This is a genomic window from Duganella rhizosphaerae, assembly GCF_040364205.1.
Classification (GTDB): Bacteria; Pseudomonadota; Gammaproteobacteria; order Burkholderiales; family Burkholderiaceae_D; genus Rugamonas; species Rugamonas rhizosphaerae.
In genome coordinates this window covers 1-13,158 of sequence record NZ_BPWK01000009.1, presented here as the reverse complement: position 1 = coordinate 13,158, position 13,158 = coordinate 1, and the positions used below count along the sequence as shown (strand labels likewise).

Here is a 13,158-nt window from a genome sequence, read left to right as displayed (position 1 = left end):
TGCCTTAAAAATAATTGAGGCATTTATGCAATTGCTGTTTTCGCTGCTGGGCACGGAGATCCTGACCGCGCTCGCCATGTTGTACCTGATGCTGGGCATGGCGTCGCTGGGCGTGGGCGTCAAGCTGCGCGCGCGGCCGCACAGCCAGCTGCGGGCTCAGGTCAACGCCTGGTGGTGGATCTTCCCGGTGGTCACGGTCAGCCTGCTGCTGCACCCGCTTGGCGCCACGCTGCTGGCGGTGCTGATCGGCTTGCTGGCCTTGCGCGAGCTGGCGCCGTTTGGCGGGCGCGGCTTCGTGCCGCCGGCCGCCGTCGTGTTCGGCAGCGCGCTGTTCCTGCCCGCGACCATGGCGCTGGTGGCGCTGCCGCCGGTGATCGCGCTGACGGCACTGATCTTCCTGCGCAGCCGTAGCCGGCCGGCGCTGGCGTGGCTGCTGTGGCTGGTGTTGTGCTACAGCTGCTGCTTCCTGCCGCTGTTCGACAGCCTGCCGCTGGAACCGCATGTGCGGCTGGCCTGGCTGTTCTACCTCTACGTTCTGACCGCGTTGAACGACGTGGCGCAATTCATCAGCGGCACCATCTTCGGCCGCCACCGCATCGCGCCCGGCATCAGCCCCAACAAGACATGGCAGGGACTGGCCGGCGGCGTGGTGGTCACGAGCGCGCTGTCGCTGTCGCTGGGCCGCTACCTGCATCTGGCGGACGCCGCGCATCTGGCGGGCTTCGCGTTGCTGCTGTCGCTGGGCGGTTTCTGCGGCGACCTGATGTTCTCGGCCGCCAAGCGGGTGCTGGGCGTCAAGGATTTCTCGCAACTGATACCCGGCCACGGCGGCATCCTCGACCGGGTCGACAGTCTGGTCGTCACGGCGCCGCTGCTGTATTTCCTCATCACTCATTTCCTGGGAAACTAATATGAAAGCTGAACGCTCACTGGCCTGGCGCACCACCGAATCCGGCTTCGACTGCAGCGACGGCGTGCGCCTGTTCTACCGCGCCTGGCAGCCGTTGGCGCCGCGCCAGGACGGAGCGCAGCGCGCGCTGGTGTTCCTGCATCGCGGCCATGAGCATTCGGGTCGCATCCAGCCGCTGGTGGAGCAGTTCGGCTACACGCAGGACTGGGCCTTCGCCTGGGACGCGCGCGGCCACGGCTACTCGCCCGGCGAGCGCGGCGACGCGCCCAGCTTCGAGGCGCTGGTCGAGGACTTCGATAGCTTCATCGCCCACATCGTCGCCACCCACGGCATCGCGCCGGAGAATATCCTGGTGGTGGCCAACAGCGTCGGCGCGGTGATCGCCGCCACCTGGCTGCACGACTACGCGCCTCGCGTGCGCGGCGTCATCATGGCCGCCGCCGCGTTCGACATCAACCTGTACGTGCCGCTGGCCAAGCCGGCGCTGCGTTTCGCCCGCCGCTTCAAGCCGGAACTGTTCGTGACCAGCTACATCCGCCCCGGCATGCTGACCCATTCGGCGCAGGAAGCGGCCGCCTACGCCGCCGATCCGCTGATCGCCAAGGCCATCTCCGCCTGCGTGCTGCTGGGCCTGGCCGACACCGCCCAGCGCATCGTGCAGGACGCCGCCGCCATCGACACACCGGTGCTGATGCTCACCGCCGGCAAGGACTACGTGGTCAAGGAAGGCCCGCAGCAGGACTTCTACCAGCGCCTGTCGTCGCCGCTGAAGCGCTATGTGCATTTGCCGGACGCCTTCCACGCGCTGTTCTACGAGCAGGACACCAGCGTCGCGCTGGAAGCGAGCCGCCAGTTCGTCGAACAATGCTTCGAGCGCGCGCCGCCGGCGCCGTCGCATTATCTGAACGCCGACCGCGACAGCCACAGCGCCCGCCAGTACGCGGCCCTGCAGGCGGGCCAGAGTTGCGGCCCGCTGGCCAAGGCCTGGTTCGGCATGCAGCGCGTGATGCTGGGCATGATGGGGCCGGTCAGCAACGGCATGAAGATCGGTTTGCGGCACGGCTTCGATTCCGGCGCCTCGCTCGACTACGTCTACCGCAACCAGGCCGGCGGCCGCTTCCTGTTCGGCGGCATCATGGACCGGGGCTATCTGGACGCGGTGGGCTGGCGCGGCATCCGCCTGCGCAAGCGCCAGTTGCAGCAGATGCTGGGCGAACGAATCGCCGCCCATGACGGCAAGCGGCCGCTGCGGATACTGGACGTGGCCTGCGGCTCCGGCCGTTACGTGCTGGAGACGGTCAAGCGCTACCAGGACCGCGACATCGAAGTCACGCTGCGCGACTACACCCAGCACAACCTGGACCAGGCGCGCGCGCTGGCGCAGCAGCTGCAACTGCGCGCCAGCATCGACTACCAGCTGCGCGACGCCTTCAGCGCCGACAGCTACCGCGTGGAGGAGGGCGAGTACGACATCGTCATCGTCTCCGGCCTGTACGAATTGTTCAGCGAGAACCCGCCGGTGGCCGCTTCGCTGCAAGGCATCGTCCGCGTGCTGCGCGCCGGCGGCCACCTGATCTACACCGGCCAGCCGTGGCACCCGCAGCTGGACATGATTGCGCTGACGCTGACCAGCCATCAGGGCAAGCCGTGGCAGATGCGTCCGCGTCCGCAGGCGGAGATGGATGGGCTGGTGGCGCATGCGGGCTGCCGCAAGATCGCCACCCGCATCGGGCTGGAAGGGATCTTTACGGTGTCGCTGGCGCGGAAGCCCGCAGCGCCTGACGCAGGCGATTGACGACGGTCCACGCCGACAAGGCGATCACCAGCGCCAGGACGCCGTTCAGCAGCAGCGGGGCGGCGCCCCAGGCGATCAGCAGGCCGAGCAGGCCGAACCAGAAGGCGCGGTCGCTCTTGCCCATCGGCCCGTCGAAGCGGCGCGCCGCGCCCACGCTGAGCGCCAGCACGCCGGCAAATTCCGCCAGCAGCGCGGCCGCCACGGCCAGCACCACCAGCGGCGCGGGCAGCACCAGCATGAAGGGCAGGTACAGCGCCACGTCCGAGACCTGGTCGCAGATCTCGTTGAGCAGCGTTCCGAGGCGGGTCTTCTGGCCGGTGGCGTTGGCCAGCATGCCGTCGATGGCGTTGAGGGCCATGCGCAGCAACAGGAAGCCGGCCAAGCCTATCCACAGGCCCGCGCGCTGCGGCTGCATCGCCAGCGCCGCGCCGTAGGCGACCGACAACAGCATCGTCGCCAGCGTGATTTGATTCGGCGTGACGCGGCAGCGCACCAGCGCGCGCATCAACGGTTGCAGCAGCTGCTGGAATTGCGGTTTCAACTGGTAGATCGAAAAACTCATTGCTGGTAGTGCTCCTTGTAGAGTTGGGCGATTTGGCGGCTGCGCCGGTAGCCCATGGCGCAGTGCAGGTAAATGGCGCGGCCCTGCGCCGCATGGGCGCTGATGGCCGCGAGGATTGGGCGAGCCGATTGCGCATCCGGCGCTTGCAGGTCCAGCAGCGGGAAGTGATGATAGCTGCGGCCGCGCAGCGCGCGCGTCTCACTCAACTCATTGGACAAGTCTATGACGGCGCAATCGGCCGGCAGTTGCGCCGCCTCGGCCTCGGTCAGGCGGCGGCCCACCCACAGGCCCTCGCTGTGGCGCACGAACGGCGGGCGGTGGCGCTCGTGCCAGCGCACCAGCTGCCAGGTCAGCAGATAGCCGCACAGGTAGGGCGCGTACGACAACCAGACCCACAAAGGATAGCGGCCGTCACGCTTGTGCAAGAAGGCCGCGTGATGGAGGTAGTAGGCACGCGCCACCAGCAGCAGGCTGGCGCACAGGTACAGCCACCACAAGCCGCCCTGCGCGAACCAGGCCAACGCCGCCAGTCCGGCCAGCACGGTGTAGCAGAACGCCACCGGCTTGCGGATGTCGCCGTCGGACGGCAGCAGATGCAGCGCCAGCGCGCCGAGCACGGCGCCACCGGCGACATCGAGCGCATGGTGCTGGTAGGTGAACACGGTGCTCAGCGCCACCAGCATCAGCCACGCGGCCAGCGCGGCGCGCAGGAGCGCCGACGTGGCGGCGGTACGCAGGGCTGCCCAGAAGATCAGGCAGTAGGTCACGTGCAGCGAGGGCAGCTGGTTGTAGGGCTGGTCCATCGCCGCCAATTGCGCGAACAGCCAGGCGGGCAGCGCATCATTAACGACAGGGCGGGGCAGCGAGAAGCGCAGCGGCCAGGCGGCGAAGACCAGGCAGGCGACGATGGTGGCAAACGCCAGCCGGCGGCTCAGCGCCGATAGGCCGGCGCGGTCGCGCACCAGCAAAAAACTCAGTATGAAGAACAGGCCGGACGTCATGTACGGCAGCACCATCCACGGCAGGAAGGGCAGCGCCGTCTCCCACGCCATCGCGACGTTGCCGAGCTCCTGGTGGCGTTGTGCCAGGTAGTTGGTCAGCGGGTAGCAGAGGCCGAACAGCGCGCCATTCAGCGCAAGCTGGGTCACGCGTTGCTGCACGCTGGGCACGGCATGCCGGTTCATTGTCGACCTGTCCTTGTGAATAACGTTGTAATTGGTGCATTATGTCACGCATGACCGACGCCGCGCGACACCAACCAGACCCCCGCTACCAACGATGCATGGTGCTGGCCGGGGGCGGCTTCCGCTTCGGCTACTACCTCGGCATGCACGCGGCGGCCATCGACGCCGGCCAGGAGCCCGACCTGCTGCTGGCCACCTGCGGCGGTTCGGTGGCCGGCGCCATCATCCGCAACCTGCCGGACAGCGCGGCGCGCAAGGCCTGGCTGGCATCGCCGCGGATGTACGAATTTTTCAGCGGCCTGCGCTCCGGCCCGCGCGCCACGCCGCTGCGGGCGGTGACCAGCATCGCGCTGCGGCGCCTGAACGGCGCGAGGGCGGCGCACATTCCAGACCTGTTCAACGACTACCTGTTCGAGATTCCGCCAGTGCTGCCGTTGCCGCCGGAGCCCGCTGTCGTATCCGCATCGGCATCCGCGTCCGTGCCGGCGCTGGCCATCCTCGGCGGCAAGCTGTTGTTCGGTCCCGACGAAGTAGGGCAGTTGCGGCAAGGCCGCGCTATTTATCGCGTCACCTTGTTCGGCGACGCGCGCATCGCCGCGCTGGCAGCCGGCCAGCCATCGGCCATCGGCCGTGACGGCTGGACCAACGCCGTCGCACATGAACTGGAGATCGACACAGCGATGCCCCTGGCCGACGCGGCCCGCATCTCGATCGCCGACATGGTCTACTTTCGCTGCCAGTCCGCCGGCGGCGCCGACTACACCGGCGGCGTGATCGACCTGTTCCCGATCGAACTGGCGCAGTGCCTGGCGCAGCACATCAGCATGGAGATGAAGCAGTCCTACGACCAGTTCACCGCGATTCCCGCCTTGCGTTCGGTGTTCGGCTTCGACGCCAACCAGCGTCTGCGTCATGTGCATGGCCAGTCGGTCGACGTGTGGATCGATACGTCCGATGTCAGCGAAGCCTTGCGCGGCAGCGGCGTCCAGAAGCGCATCGCGTGGCGCAACAACCGCGTGCAGCTGGTGGCGCCGGCCAGCTACGAACAATACGTGGCCGACGTGGAAACCCAATGGCTATATGGCTATCGGCGCGCGCAGGAAGCTTACGCGCTGGCCGCGCAAGGCCGCCAGACCGTGATGCGCAACGAGGATAAGCACAACAAGGCTGCCACATGAACGTCATGATCATCGGCGGCACCAGCGGGATCGGGCTGGGGCTGGCGCAGCACTACTGGCGGCAGGGCGCGCGTGTCGCCATCTGCGGACGGCATCCGAATAAGTTGGATGGCCTGCCGTTGCTGGGCGAGGAGCGCATCAGCGTCCATGCATGCGATATCGCCGACCGCGCGGCGGTGGCGCGCACGGTGGCCGTGGTGGCGGCCGATGGCCTGGACCTGTTGATCGTCACCGCCGGCCAGTACACCGACGCCGCCGGGATCGCACGCGATCCCGCCAGCACCTTGCCGGTGTTGCGAGTGAACGTGGGTGGTCTCGATCACGCCTTCAGCGCCGCCGCCGAGGCGATGATGGCGCGCGGGCAGGGCCAGTTGGTGGCGGTGGCGTCCATCGCCGGTTTGCAGCAGGACTATCCGGGCGGCTCGCTGTACAGTGCCAGCAAGCGCGCCGCCATCGCCATCTGCGACGCTTACCGCAAGGCGCTGGCGCCGTTCGGCGTCGATGTCACGGTGATCGTGCCCGGTTACGTCGACACCGCGCGCCTGCGCGAACTGAATAACGGCGACGCCAGTGGCAAGCCTTTCCTGATGTCCGAGCAGGAGGCGGTGCAGCGCATCGCCGCCGCCATCGCGCGGCGCGACGAGCGCTGCGTTTTCCCGTGGCAGATGCATGTCTTGGTCGGTATCTTCAATCGATTGCCGGTATTCCTCAAACGCGTCCGCAAAAAGTAAGTTGCGCACGCTTGCGCGTCTTCGTTGACAAAAAATATTAATCAGAATATATTTTTAACATGAAATTGGAATCGTTTCCAATTCTAATCAGCGACACAGTCCGGGCCACGACCCGGACGGCACGGAGACTGCAACAGCAAGCGAAACGCCTCGTAGCGAAGGCGCCCCTGCGCCCATTTTTCTGCCGGGTTGCACCTCGCGCTCCATGCTCCCTGACCGCAAACGGAATAGCCGGCGTTGCCGGCGAAGGTGCGGACCGGACGGCCGTCCGGTTCGAAATGAGGAAGTATGGATACGAGGAGTCATACATTGTGAATAAACAGAAATTCGTTCTGTCCGCCGTTGCCACCGGCATCCTGATGGCCTACGGCACCCAGGTGTCGGCCAGCGTCACCAGTCCCGTCATCGGCCCTTTGCTGTGGTCGGAGGAGTTCAACGCCGCCACGCTCAACACCTCGCTGTGGACGGCAGTGGACGGCAACGGCTGCCAGATCAACCTGTGCGGCTATGGCAACCAGGAGCTGGAGTACTACAGCCCCAACAACGTCTCCATCGCCAACGTGCCGTTCGAGCCGAACACGCGGGCGCTGGCGATCAAGGCGCAGAACCAGACGGTGGGCAGCAACGTCTTCACCTCCGGCAAAATCGGCTCCTTCGGCAAGGTGCAGGTGCAGTACGGCATGGTCGAGATCCGCATGGCGACGCCGCAGCTGGGCATCGGCCTGTGGCCGGCAGCGTGGATGCTGGGCGTGAGTCCGCAGAGCTGGCCGCGCAACGGCGAGATCGACATCCTCGAAATGGGGCACAAGGCCAGCAGCCGCGCGGCGGCCGGCAGTCCGACCCCGGCGATCGACAATTTCGCCGGCTCCAACGTCATCACTTGGCAGCAGGCGGCCTGCGTGCCGGGCAATGAAAGCTGCGCCGCCTCGACCGCGTGGCAGACCAAGAACTGGTACACGCCGAGCCAGTCGCTGGCGAACCGCTTCGTCATTTATCGCCTGTACTGGACCGACACGCAGATGCGCTTCACCGTGGTGGACAACGGCGTCGAGTACGATATGTACAACAACCCGCTGCCGGTCAATTCGACCGCGCTGCAAGCGCCGTTCTACCTGCTGTTCAACCTGGCTGTCGGCGGCAACTTCACCGACGCCGCCACGCCGGGGCAGGTGACGGCGCCGCTGCCGGGCACCATGTACGTCGACTACGTGCGCGTGTACCAGCTGGACGGCAAGGGCACGGTCAAGCTGGGCAGCCAGAGCACGCCGGAGGTGGGCAAGTTCGGCGTCTTCACCGACAACACCGTGGTCAACAACAAGTTGCAGGCCGGGACCAGCTCCGACGTTTTTGTCTGGAACAACGCTTCCGTCACGCAGGGCAATCTGCCGCCGTATGAAGGCAGCAACGTCATGGCATGGAGCTTCAACACGCCGGGCCAGTGGTTCGGCGGCAGCGTGGAAACGCGCCAGGCGCGGGACATGAGCAACTTCCGCAACGGCACCATGAAGCTGAAGATCAAGATTCCGGCCAATGTCGCCTTCACGGTGGGGGTGCAGGACACCTACACCAACCAGAACGCGGTCAAGTTCCCGGCCAACGCCACCACGTACGGCCTGGTGCGCAACGGCGACTGGGGCACGGCGACCATCCCGGTGGCCGACCTGGCCGGCAGCAAGATCGCCTTGCAGTCGATGCTGGACCTGTTCCAGATCGCCAGTGACGGCGCCGCACTGCCGAGCTCGGCGTTCCAGATGGCGATCGATGACATCGTCTGGGATACCGGCGTGCCGACTCCGACGCCTACACCGACGCCAACCCCGACCCCGACCCCGACCCCGACCCCGACCCCGACCCCGACACCAACCCCGACGCCGACACCAACCCCAACCCCGACGCCAACTCCGACGCCGGCCGCGCAACAAGCCAGCGCGACCATGCTGAAGTTCTCACTAGCGTCCAGCAGCTGGGCGGACGTGCATTACACGGTCAACGCTGGCGGCCAGATGAACGTGCGGATGACGCAGAACGCCGGCGTCAACAGCTACACCGCGAGCGGCCTGAAGATCGGCGACGTGGTGAACTACAGCTTCACCTACTGGGATACCGCGCACAACTACGCCGTCGACACCGCGCAGCAAAGCTACACCATGAAGTAAGCCAACCTGGGGTCAAGTCTGGCATTCGGACACGAGTTCGACCGTAGCAGCTCGCTACTGCTGAGCTTGTGTCCGAATGTCAGACTTGACCCCCATTGGTTTTGGAAACAACGCCATTCTGTCGCCCTTTAAAAATGCCACAATGCTTGGCAGGATATCGGGTACAATTATTTGAACGATCGTGCTTTTTTAGCGGGGTCACAAGAATATGGAGACAGCATGGATTTGAACTACACGGCGGCGGATCTGGCGTTTCGTGACACGGTGCGCGCCTTTCTCGACGCTAACCTGCCCAGCGATTTGCAGAAGAAAGTCCGCAACCACCTGCGCCTGAGCCGCCAGGATTATGTGCGCTGGCATCAGATCGTCGCCAAACAGGGCTGGGCCGCGCCAGCCTGGCCGGTCGAGCACGGCGGCCCGGGCTGGAGCGCCACCCAGCGTCATATCTGGGAAGAAGAGTGCGCCCGCTCCGGCACGCCACCCATCCTGCCGTTCGGCGTCAATATGGTGGCGCCGGTCATCATGGCCTTCGGTAACGAGGCGCAGAAGGCCCACTATCTGCCGCGCATCCTCAGCTGCGAGGACTGGTGGTGCCAGGGCTATTCCGAGCCCGGTTCCGGCTCCGACCTGGCTTCGCTGAAGACCACCGCCGAGCGTTCCGGCGACCACTACATCGTCAACGGCCAGAAGACCTGGACCACGCTGGCCCAGCACGCCGACATGATCTTCTGCCTGGTGCGCACCGATACCACCGTGCGCAAGCAGGAGGGCATCTCCTTCCTGCTGATCGACATGAAGACGCCGGGCATCACCGTGCGCCCCATCATCATGCTCGACGAAGACCACGAGGTGAACGAAGTCTTCTTCGACAACGTCCAGGTGCCGGTGCAAAACCTGATCGGCCAGGAAAACAAGGGCTGGACCTACGCCAAGTACCTGCTGGGCCACGAGCGCACCGGCATCGCGGCGGTCGGCCGCTCCAAGCGCGAGCTGCTGTTCCTGAAGAAGATCGCCTCCGAGCACTACAAGCACGGCAAGCCGCTGCTGCAGGACCCGGTCTACGCCGCCAAGGTGGCCAGTCTCGAAATCGAATTGATGGCGCTGGAAACCACGGTGCTGCGCGTGATCACGCGCGAGTCGCACGCGCCGGGACCGGAGGCCTCGCTGCTGAAGGTGCGCGGCTCGGAGATCCAGCAACTGCTGACCGAGCTGATGGTCGAGGCGCTGGGCCCGGACGCGCTGCCGTTCGACACCGACTACCTCGAAGGCAAGGCCGACCACGCCGTCACCGGCGACGACGCCGCCGCGCCGCTGGCCGGCTACTACTTCAATTTCCGCAAGACGTCGATCTACGGCGGCTCGAACGAGATTCAGAAAAACATCATCACCCAGATGATCCTGGGACTGTAAGGGGCAGCGATGGATTTTAATTTGAAAGAAGAACAGCAGCAGTTCGCCGACGCGCTGCGCCGCTGGGTCGACAAGGATTACGGCTTCGACGTGCGCCAGCGCATCGTGCATTCGCAGAGCGGCGTCTCGGACGTGGCCTGGAGCACGCTGGTGGAACTGGGCATGACCGCCTTGCCAGTGCCGGAAGAGCAGGGCGGCTTCAACGGCAGCGCGGTCGACCTGTGGGTGGTGATGCAGGAGATCGGCCGCGGCCTGGTGGTCGAGCCTTACTTCGCCACCGTGTGGGGCGCGCAATTCCTCAAGCTGGCCGGCAACCAGCATCACCTGCTGGAGGAAGTCGCCAGCGGTGAACTGAAGCTGGCCTGCGCGCTGGGCGAGAAGCACGCGCGCCATGAACTGTCGGACGTCAAGACCATCGCCAGCATCAACGGCGAAGGCTACCGTATCGACGGCACCAAGACCGTGGTGATCCACGGCGCCCAGGCCGGCGCGCTGATCGTCTCGGCCCGCAGCGCCGGCGCCCAGCGCGATACCAACGGCATCAGCCTGTTCGTGGTGCCGGCCGACACGCCGGGCGTCATCGTGCGCGACTACCGCACCATCGACGGCCAGCGCGCCGCCACCGTGCAGTTCAGCCATGTGGCGGTGCCGGCCTCGGCGCTGCTGGGCAAGCTGGGCGGCGGTTGGGACATGCTCGACGAGGCGGCCGACTACGGCGCCAGCCTGCTGTGCGCGGAAGCGGTGGGCGCGATGGACGCGCTGTTCGCCGCCACCCTGGACTATCTGAAGACGCGCAAGCAGTTCGGCACGCCGATCGGCGGCTTCCAGGCCTTGCAGCACCGCATGGCCGACATGTACATCCACCTGGAGCAGGCCCGTTCGATGGCGATGCTGGCGGCCGCCCGCATGTCCTGCGGCGACGCCGAGGAGCGCCGGCGCGTGGTGTCGGCGGCCAAGGTGCGGGTCGGGCAGGCGTCGAAGTTCCTCGGCCAGCAGGCGGTGCAGCTGCACGGCGGCATGGGCGTGACCGACGAACTGCCGGCCGCGCACCATTTCAAGCGCCTGGCGATGATCGAGGTGAGCCTGGGTGATGTCGACCACCACCTGGAGCGCTTCATCGCCCAGCGCGGCTTCCAGCAGCATTCCTGATGCGCAGCTTCGCCAACCTGGCGGCCATGAAGGCCGAGATCGGCAACGAGGTGGCGGTGTCGGCCTGGGTGGCCATCACCCAGGCCCGCATCGACCTGTTTGCCGACGCCACCGGCGACCACCAGTGGATCCACACCGACGCCGAACGGGCGGCGCGCGAGTCGCCCTACGGCGCCACGGTGGCGCACGGCTTCCTGACGCTGGCGTTGCTGCCGGCGCTGCTGGTCAACGCGCTGCACATGGTGGACATGACGATGGGCCTGAACTATGGCCTGAACAAGGTGCGCTTTCCGGCCCCGGTGCCGGTCGGCAGCCGGGTGCGGGCGCGGCTGACCATCGCCGCCATCGACGACATCGCCGACGGCGCCCAGATCCTGTGGGGCGTGGTGATCGAGCGCGAAGGCGGCGACAAGCCGGTCTGCGTCGCCGAGTTCGTGATGCGGCGCTACTGAGCCCCACCCCAACCCGAAGGGGTCGGACCCCGTGCGGGGTCCGACCCCGGCGTCTGCCGTGCGGGGTTAGGGCGCCAGCGCCTCGCTGCTGTAGCGGTTGCGGCCGCCCTGTTTTGCCAGGTAGAGCTGGCTGTCGGCGACCCGGATCGCGGCGGCGCTGCCGCTCGCGTCCAGCGGCGGCAGCGCCGTGCAGACGCCCAGGCTGGCCGAGACGTGCGGCGCGGTCGGCGAGACGGCGTGCGGTATCGCCAACCGCCGCACTTCGTCGAGGATGCGGCGCGCCACCACGTCGGCGCCTTCCACCCCTTCCTGCGGCAGCAGCAGGATGAATTCCTCGCCGCCGTAGCGGGCCAGCAAATCCGGCGGCCGCGCGGCGCAGCGCGCCATGGCCGCGCTCACCTGTTGCAGGCACAGGTCGCCCGCCTGGTGGCCGTAGTGATCGTTGTAGAGCTTGAAGTGGTCGATGTCGATCATGATCACCGACAGCGGCAGGCCGGCGCGCGCGCAGCGCCGCCACTCGGCCTCCAGCGCGTCGTTGAAGCTGCGGCGGTTGGCCACGCCGGTCAGGCCGTCGGTCATGCTCAGCTCGCGCATGGCGTCGGCCTGGCGCTTGATGGTCAGCTGGCTGCGCACGCGCGCGCGCACCACCGCCACGTTGAACGGTTTGCTGATGAAGTCGACCGCGCCGGCCTCCAGCGCCCGGGTCTCGTCTTCCGGCTGGCTCAGCGCGGTGACGAAGATCACCGGGATGTCCTGCAGCCGCGGCGAGTTGCGCAGCGCCGCACACACCGCGTAGCCGTCCATGCCGGGCATCACGGCGTCCAGCAGGATCAGGTCGGGTTGTTGCTCGAGCGCCACTTCCAGCGCCTTCTCGCCGTCCAGCGCGAACAGCACGTCGTGCTCGTCGCGCAGGGCGTGATGCAGGATCTGGATGTTTTCCATGGCGTCGTCGACCACCAGTATGCGTCCATTCCTGGCCAGGTTGGTCCAGCTCATGCACTGTCCTTTCGTTGCAACATATCGTCCACTATTTTTTGCGCAACTTTGAAATTCAGCGTCTCGACCGCTTCCGCCAGCGCGCCGGCTTGCGCCGTTGCCGCCAGCGCCGGGCGCAGCTGCCGGAACTGTTCCAAGGCTTTCAAGTTGTTATTCTGAAGCAAACACTGTAACTCCGCCAGCTTTTGCGGCAAGTCGTGCGTCACAGTGTTGCTCGGGAGAACATCCGGCGCCGCCAGCTGGCGGGCGGCGGCCGTCAGCCGCTGCAGCGCGGACTCCAGCTGCGCCAGCGCGGCGTGCAGCGCGGCCGGCTCGGGGGCGGCGTGGTGCAGCACGGCCTCGACGTTGGAGGTCAGGCCGGCGATCTGGGTCGCGCCCAGGTTGGCGGCCACGCCGCGCAGCCGGTGCAGGCTTTGCGCCGCCTGCTGTGGCTGGCCGGCGGCCAGCAGCGCCCGCACCTCGGTGACGGTGTCGCCCTGCGACTGTTCGAAACGCTTGAGCAAGGCCACCAGCGCGTCGGCGTTGCCGCCCAGCCGCGCCAGCGCCGCGTCCAGGTCGACGCCGGGCAGCGCCGTCAGCGCCGCTGCGTTGCTGCCCAGCCGGGCCGGCGCGGCGGGCGCGGCCAGGTCTGGCGG

General features: G+C 66.8%; 12 protein-coding genes. 8 read left to right on the top strand and 4 right to left on the bottom strand.

Going from position 1 to position 13,158, the window contains the following annotated elements; translation table 11 throughout:
* The first annotated feature begins 25 nt into the window (after positions 1-25).
* Together RUGAMON1_RS19560 and RUGAMON1_RS19555 are read left to right on the top strand one after the other, a co-directional pair.
* Positions 26-910, top strand: coding sequence for a phosphatidate cytidylyltransferase (locus tag RUGAMON1_RS19560; protein ID WP_445232096.1), 885 nt, complete (start codon positions 26-28; stop codon positions 908-910).
* Between the two features lies 1 nt (position 911).
* Entirely contained in the window at positions 912-2,705 is a 1,794-nt protein-coding gene (locus tag RUGAMON1_RS19555) for a bifunctional alpha/beta hydrolase/class I SAM-dependent methyltransferase (RefSeq protein ID WP_445232095.1), read from the top strand.
* Here the strand turns inward: RUGAMON1_RS19555 and RUGAMON1_RS19550 are convergent.
* Entirely contained in the window at positions 2,656-3,267 is a 612-nt protein-coding gene (locus RUGAMON1_RS19550) for a CDP-alcohol phosphatidyltransferase family protein (RefSeq protein ID WP_445232094.1), read from the bottom strand. The two genes, RUGAMON1_RS19555 and RUGAMON1_RS19550, sit on opposite strands and share 50 nt — an antisense overlap.
* Complete coding sequence (locus RUGAMON1_RS19545) at positions 3,264-4,451, bottom strand: phosphatase PAP2 family protein (protein WP_445232093.1); 1,188 nt, start codon at positions 4,449-4,451, stop codon at positions 3,264-3,266. The genes RUGAMON1_RS19550 and RUGAMON1_RS19545 overlap by 4 nt, the downstream gene beginning before the upstream one ends.
* A 41-nt stretch (positions 4,452-4,492) precedes the next feature.
* Here RUGAMON1_RS19545 and RUGAMON1_RS19540 point away from each other — a divergent pair, with 41 nt between their 5' ends.
* From RUGAMON1_RS19540 to RUGAMON1_RS19515, 6 genes are all read left to right on the top strand, one after another.
* On the top strand, positions 4,493-5,629 hold the full coding sequence (locus RUGAMON1_RS19540; RefSeq protein ID WP_445232092.1) for a patatin-like phospholipase domain-containing protein: 1,137 nt from the start codon (positions 4,493-4,495) through the stop codon (positions 5,627-5,629).
* Entirely contained in the window at positions 5,626-6,360 is a 735-nt protein-coding gene (locus tag RUGAMON1_RS19535) for an SDR family NAD(P)-dependent oxidoreductase (RefSeq protein WP_445232091.1), read from the top strand. The genes RUGAMON1_RS19540 and RUGAMON1_RS19535 overlap by 4 nt, the downstream gene beginning before the upstream one ends.
* A 311-nt stretch (positions 6,361-6,671) precedes the next feature.
* Complete coding sequence (locus tag RUGAMON1_RS19530; protein ID WP_445232090.1) at positions 6,672-8,516, top strand: glycoside hydrolase family 16 protein; 1,845 nt, start codon at positions 6,672-6,674, stop codon at positions 8,514-8,516.
* 219 nt (positions 8,517-8,735) lie between these two features.
* Positions 8,736-9,926 carry an acyl-CoA dehydrogenase family protein gene (locus RUGAMON1_RS19525; RefSeq protein ID WP_445232089.1) on the top strand — a complete coding sequence of 397 codons (1,191 nt, stop codon included), beginning with the start codon at positions 8,736-8,738 and terminating at the stop codon, positions 9,924-9,926.
* Positions 9,927-9,935: 9 nt separating this feature from the next.
* On the top strand, positions 9,936-11,075 hold the full coding sequence (locus RUGAMON1_RS19520) for an acyl-CoA dehydrogenase family protein (RefSeq protein WP_445232088.1): 1,140 nt from the start codon (positions 9,936-9,938) through the stop codon (positions 11,073-11,075).
* The gene (locus tag RUGAMON1_RS19515; RefSeq protein WP_445232087.1) at positions 11,075-11,527 is read left to right on the top strand and encodes a MaoC family dehydratase; all 453 of its coding nucleotides are present in this window, start codon (positions 11,075-11,077) and stop codon (positions 11,525-11,527) included. The genes RUGAMON1_RS19520 and RUGAMON1_RS19515 overlap by 1 nt, the downstream gene beginning before the upstream one ends.
* 66 nt (positions 11,528-11,593) lie before the next feature.
* On the opposite strand, the gene RUGAMON1_RS19510 is transcribed toward RUGAMON1_RS19515, so the two are convergent.
* Positions 11,594-12,523, bottom strand: coding sequence for a diguanylate cyclase domain-containing protein (locus tag RUGAMON1_RS19510; RefSeq protein WP_445232086.1), 930 nt, complete (start codon positions 12,521-12,523; stop codon positions 11,594-11,596).
* Positions 12,520-13,158 (bottom strand): Hpt domain-containing protein (locus tag RUGAMON1_RS19505; RefSeq protein WP_445232085.1); only part of this gene is annotated, 639 nt, incomplete at its 5' end. The genes RUGAMON1_RS19505 and RUGAMON1_RS19510, both read right to left, overlap by 4 nt.